Here is a 5,811-nt window from a genome sequence, read left to right on the forward strand (position 1 = left end):
TCGATTTAGGAAACAACGCCACTGACAACTGTTCTGAGCACAAAGAAAATGGCGTTCATTGCGGCACGATTATCGACGCGCTTGCGATGCGTCCCAAGCGGATGGCTGGTTTTGTACTCCGGGAGCAGTGGAGCCATCTTTTCCCAGAGTTCATCGCAATCTGCCACTTGTTACCTGCCATACTTCGCCCTCAGAAATTATCGTAACGCATTATACGATAATTCCTTTTGGGATAGGCTCTTAAAATGATACATTATTAGCCATTGATAATGGATAACTGTTAATTACAGGGGGTAACATATGAAAAAAACGATGAAAATATTATGCGTCATGTTCTTACCTTGCACACTTGTGGCTTGCAGTGTTGCAAATAAAGAACTGAGTTATAGTTATGAACAAGTGAAATCAATGCCTGGATATGGATACATTAATTTGGATTTCAGTAAGTCAAATCAAATCGATTATGGCAGGAGGTGGGTTCCAGGAAAAACGAATTATGTAATTCACTACACAAATTCTCACGGCAGCTCTTTGTTCGTTGATGTCAAAGATGCTGACTTTGAAGGGAGGATGTTAAAAGCTTACATCCCATATCAAACAGGTTATAACATCCATAGTGTAATGAAATCCTTTTTTCATCCGTTTTATCGATGTAAAAAATGCGATAATGAACCTGTACTAACCTTTGTATATATATATGCAATATATTCAGTTAGTGAAGCCAGGTGCGCAGATGCAATCTATAAAAACCTTCAAGAATATGACGCCATGGTAGGTTGCCCAGGAATGGGGGGTATAGAAGAGTACAAAAAAGTTATAGGAAGTGTCTTTGTTACCCCCCATTTTCATTCTGATTTTGGAGGGATGTTTACCTCATATGATAAACCAATATGGGGCACTGCTGGCTCATGATTCTAACGGCCTTGTTCCGAGATCACCAGATGGGCAAGCACAAGATCAAATTAATAGTACAGCCAAGCCTTGCTACAACGAGGTTCGTTGACTATCAGGTAAACGGTGGCATTGCCAGACCATTACTGTCGTCGATGAAGTGGCTTCACTATAGTGAAACAAAGCTAAGGCAGAGGTGGGGGGCAGATTGTCGAGCGCTGGATCCTGGCCCGCCTGCGTCACCAGACCTTCTTCTAGCTTGCCAAGGCGTTGTTTCCCAAATCGATGCAGCTTGAATGGAACTAACTGAGGACTTGGTGATCTGATCACCACCACCCTCTTCAAGTCTGCATCATGGGCGCGTCGCTTCACCCCATTACCAACTGGCCTCAATACAACAAGTCTCTGATTAACCGTGGCTCGCTCACCTTCTGGGTTGATGCCGAGGTCATGAACAGCTGGTTCCACCAAGATCATCACGGACGGCGCGGTCGCAGCCAGCTTTACACTGACCAGACCATCTCTACCTTCCTGATGCTCAAGGGGATTTTCAGTCTCACTCTACGAGCAACCCAGGGGCTACTCGACTCCCTCTTTGAGTTGATGAACGTACCGCTTTGTGCCCCCGATTACAGTTGTGTCAGCAAGCGGGCCAGCACGGTAACAGTGGCCTATCGACAACCCGCTAAGGGGCGTATCAGCGACCTGGTCATCGACTCGACCGGCCTGAAGGTATTTGGTGAAGGTGAGTGGAAAGTTAGAAAACACGGCGCCGAGAAACGGCGAGTGTGGCGCAAGCTGCATCTGGCGGTAGACCCGGCAACCCACGATATCGTGGCAGCAGAAGTGTCATTGGAGAATGTCCATGATGCCGAAGTGCTGCCGACCTTACTCAATCCACTGCGGCGCAAGCTGGGACGGGTTTATGCGGATGGCGCCTACGACAGCAAAGCCAGCCATCAGCTGATAGCAGGTAAAGGGGCGACAGCCTGTATTCCGCCTCGCAAGAACGCAGGGCTATGGAAAAAGGGGCACCCAAGAAATGAAGCGGTGTTGGTGATGCGAAAGAATGGGCTGGCGCACTGGAAGAAGATATCGGGGTACCACCGTCGCTCGCTGGCAGAAACGGCAATGTATCGGTTCAAGCAGTTGTTGGCGGGGAAAATCAGTCTGCGAAAATACAACGGTCAAGTGGGAGAGGTAATGGCGTATGTAAGCGCCATAAACAAACTCAATATCCTGGGTTTACCTGTCAGAAAGCCCCGAGAGTAGCAGTCACCAGGGGCTGGGGAAGTCATGACTTGCTGGCTGATTTGGGCAACAACGCCCATCCTGAGCAAACACAACTTCGGGGCATCAAAGGGGCGGCTGAGCATCCCGATGAATCCCGCCGTGCCAGATGTGGTCGGCTCCTCCGGCCTGCTGGTCACCACGGCGGCGCCGAACTCCCCGATCCTGGTGCTGGACGTGACCACCTGGAAGCCGACGGCCAAACTCTCCGCGGAGGCGTGGACGGTTCGCCAAGTGATTGACCCGGTGAAGATCTCCGCCCTGCCGGATGCTGGTGTTCCCTGTCGCTTCACCTCGAAAGAGGAGGAGGCGAAACGCTCCGACCCGATCCGGGATCCGGTGTGTCTGTTGCAGTGGGACCGCATACCGGATGAGGCCGAGCAGAGCACTCAGGAAACTGACGGCCTGAAACTGGCGGGGCTGGTGGGCCAGGCGGTCAGCCTGGGTGAGCAGCCGCTCGAATACAGTCTCTACCTGTTCAGCGGTGACGGCGCCAAGGTGAAGGTCGGCGGCGGCAGCCGCAACCTGACAGTGACCAGTGCTTACGGTTCCGTGGGCTACACCCCCGGCCCCGAGGTAGCACAGGTGAACCGCATCATCGAGACCTTCGACGTGCGGATGAGCCAGAACCTGGGGCCTGTCTGTTCGGTGACCCTCAGTGCCGATCAGGCGAAGAAAGATGCGGCCAACAAGGCTTCCGGCAGTATCAGTCGTAGTTGCTTGTTTGAATGGCAGGCGATCCCGGATGGGCTGGTGCAGGATCAAGGCACCACTACTCCAGGTCTGAGCGGGACAGTGACGGAGAAAATGCAGCACGCGCTGGGCTGGCGGGTGAGCATCTACAGCAAGAATGGCACCCGTGTGACTCTCAACGACCAGACCTTTGCCGTCGATGCGGTAGATCCCCCGGTACCGACGGTGGAGTTGACCTCAAAGTACAAATTCCGGGACAACATCTACATGGTGCCGATGCTGGGCGACTACCTGGGGGATGCGACCATTACCTCGGAGCGGGCAGACCTGGACGTGGCGATCATGCGCAACACCGATACCCTGGAGTCGGAGACATTCTCTCCAGGTTGGGGCTCGAACACCAAAGTCTACCGTCGGTTGAACACCGACCAGCGGGGTTTGTGGGAAGAGACCACTTACAAGGTGAAGGCGGCCTACAACAAGGTGCCAGAGGTGAAGACCGAAGCGGTGTACAAAGCCGTGTCGGTGCCGTCTTACAACCTGGTGCCGGTGGTGGAGGTAGCCGGTGACACGGCCATCGACACCCAGGCGCTGCCAGTGCAGGTGAAGATCCAGGATCAATACAAACCGACCGAGGCGTTTGACGCTGCCACGATGGGGAGCTGGAAGGTGAGGTTGATCCGCCAGATGGCGTACAACAAGACCGAGGCGCTGACGGATTTTGTGAATGCGACGAACGGTACAGCGAGCTTTGCGGTAGATCTGTCGAAGGTGGACACGAGCTCGGTGCGGATCGTGGCGGAAGCGGAGCTGGTGTCGCCGTTTGAGGGGTACAGCCGAGTAGTGCAGTCCACGCGGCCTGCGTTCTTGACTGTGCTGCGAGGCGGTGCGATTGGCGCAGAGGTTGGTGCCCGTCGGCTGTCGGGCGAGGCGCCGTTCACGGCGGTGTTCAAGCTGGCGCTAAGTGACCGCCAGGACTACCGGGCGACCGGCGACGTGGTGTGGGATGTCAGCAGTGACGGCGGGGCGACCTGGGAGAGCACGACACCGGAGGAACGCTACAAGTACCAGATGGTGAAGGTGTTCGAGAAAGGCTCCTACAAGGTGCGGGCCAAGGTGATCAACCGCAACTCCAGCGCCGAGGCTTACACCGAAGTGGTGGACGTGATTGCCTACGACAAGCCGAAGCTGGAGGTGAAGGGGCCGCAGACGCTATTTGTGGGCAGCGAGGGGACATTCTCGACCCGGCTGACGGTGAAGGACGAGGAGATTGGTGCTGAGAACGCGGTGGTGGAGTGGTCAACCGATGGCGGCAAGGTGTGGGACAAGCAGGGCCCGACGCTCACGCTGAACAGCGACAAAGACACCAGGATCAAGCTGTGGGCACGGGTGCGCTCCGGGGATGCACCCGCGAGCGACGAGTACGCCTACCGGGTTGCCAAGACCGCCGTGGAGTTCCGGGTGGTCAAGCCACCGCGGCCGTATGTGTCGGGGCCGTCGGTGATCGAGACAGGCAAGACCTACACCTTCAAGGCCACGACCAGCTTGCCGTACAAGGGGATGGACGTGCAGGTGAAGGGGGTCTTCGTCCTGCCGAATGGGCAGCGGGTTGAAGGTGACACGGCGCAATACACACCAAGTGCCGAGGATCTGACCAAAGAGCGGGTGGAGACGACCTACACGGCCTGGATAGAGGGATTCCGGGAGCAGGGAGCCGAGGCTACGCACTCGATGTACTCCCGTGTGTGGGAGTATGTGTGGCCGCGGTTCGGGATGCAGGTACGCAAGACGGCGAACGTGGCTCCAGCCACGATCATTGTGACGGCACGGCCGATCGGCTTCTCGGGCAAGCTGGAAGAGGCTGTTTATGAGTGGACGTTGCCGGAAGGGGCGGCCATTGAAGATCAGAAGCAACCGGCAGCGCGGGTGTTCACGATGGGCAGCGCGGGGGAATACCTGGTGAAGCTCAAAGTGCGGGATGCGCGAGGCAACGAGACGGCGCTGGAAGAGCCGGTGGTGCTGGGCGAGGCCGAACAGTACGTGATCGACCTGCAATACTCGGGCTCGAACCCGGATGCGCGTGAGCCGCTGGATGTGCTGCTTCGGCCGTACATCTCGGGTGGTCATCCGCGGGATCGGATCCTGACCCGTCAGTATTCGGTGGATGGGAAACCGCTGGAGAGTGCGGGGTTCTATGGCCGCACGACGTTGCAGGCGGGTGAGCACGAGATCAAGCTCAAGGCGACGTCGGAGATGGGCAAGGATGTCGAGGGCAAGCTGGTGCTCAAGGTGGCGGAGAACAAGCTGCCGACGTGCACGGTGCGCAGCCGGGAGACGATAGGCTCGTGGATTGTGTACGCGGGATGTGAGGACCCGGATGGGCGGATGAAGTCGTATCAGTGGACGGTGGGTGGAGAAGTGCAAGCCATCACGGCAGACAGACTGACGATCAGCAAGGGTAAGGACGGTGTGATGCCGACCATTGCACTGGTCGGAGTGGATGACTCCGGTGGTCGGTCGGAAGTGGTCTCCCTGAACTGAGCCACTAGCATACCCATTCAAACACTCTCATTCCCAAGCCCGGTTAACTACCGGGCTTTTTTTTTACGATACCGCTGGATGTGACCAAAATGGGCCGTTACACAGTCGAGGCTATTTAATCCCCGCAGATACACTCCCAGCATCTAGGAGTTTGACATGGGGGTAAAAATGCTTGGAAAAATTCTTGGGGGGCTGATGGTGCTCGGGATAACGACTATCCCGGCTCCATTGGTTGCAGCCTCAAAGCTAGAAATTACAGACCCCAGGGCGGCCAAGATCAAGGAGATTGTGACCCTGCCCATCAAGGGAATCAGAGCAGTCGAGAGCGATGGTCAGATCGTCTTCATCTCAGACAACGGTAGGTTTGTCATTACAGGGGCGTTGTTTCCTAAATCG

Annotated in this window: 4 protein-coding genes and 1 pseudogene; 4 read left to right on the forward strand and 1 reads right to left on the reverse strand. The window is 55.9% G+C overall.

Translation table 11 applies throughout. The features are described from left to right. Positions 1 to 181 (reverse strand): annotated as a pseudogene (locus BN1130_RS21615) (transposase); the annotation flags it as partial. Between the two features lie 119 nt (positions 182 to 300). On the opposite strand from BN1130_RS21615, the gene BN1130_RS22215 reads away from it, so the two are divergent. The 4 genes from BN1130_RS22215 to BN1130_RS07825 form a co-directional block, all read left to right on the forward strand. Continuing rightward, the gene (locus BN1130_RS22215) at positions 301 to 912 is read left to right on the forward strand and encodes a hypothetical protein (protein WP_157013951.1); all 612 of its coding nucleotides are present in this window, start codon (positions 301 to 303) and stop codon (positions 910 to 912) included. Between the two features lie 333 nt (positions 913 to 1,245). Next, positions 1,246 to 2,163 carry an IS5 family transposase gene (locus BN1130_RS07815; RefSeq protein WP_042041277.1) on the forward strand — a complete coding sequence of 306 codons (918 nt, stop codon included), beginning with the start codon at positions 1,246 to 1,248 and terminating at the stop codon, positions 2,161 to 2,163. Positions 2,164 to 2,187: 24 nt separating this feature from the next. Continuing rightward, complete coding sequence (locus BN1130_RS07820; RefSeq protein WP_232301954.1) at positions 2,188 to 5,415, forward strand: hypothetical protein; 3,228 nt, start codon at positions 2,188 to 2,190, stop codon at positions 5,413 to 5,415. Positions 5,416 to 5,571: 156 nt separating this feature from the next. Then, on the forward strand, positions 5,572 to 5,811 hold a 240-nt coding region (locus tag BN1130_RS07825), incomplete at its 3' end, for a disulfide isomerase DsbC N-terminal domain-containing protein (RefSeq protein ID WP_042041279.1).

This window comes from Aeromonas rivuli, assembly GCF_000820045.1.
Classification (GTDB): Bacteria; Pseudomonadota; Gammaproteobacteria; order Enterobacterales; family Aeromonadaceae; genus Aeromonas; species Aeromonas rivuli.

Coding starts and splice junctions, on each gene's coding strand:
- BN1130_RS22215 (WP_157013951.1), top strand. CDS start 301: ATGAAAAAAACGATGAAAATATTATGCGTCATGTTCTTACCTTGCACA.
- BN1130_RS07820 (WP_232301954.1), top strand. CDS start 2,188: ATGACTTGCTGGCTGATTTGGGCAACAACGCCCATCCTGAGCAAACAC.
- BN1130_RS07815 (WP_042041277.1), top strand. CDS start 1,246: ATGGGCGCGTCGCTTCACCCCATTACCAACTGGCCTCAATACAACAAG.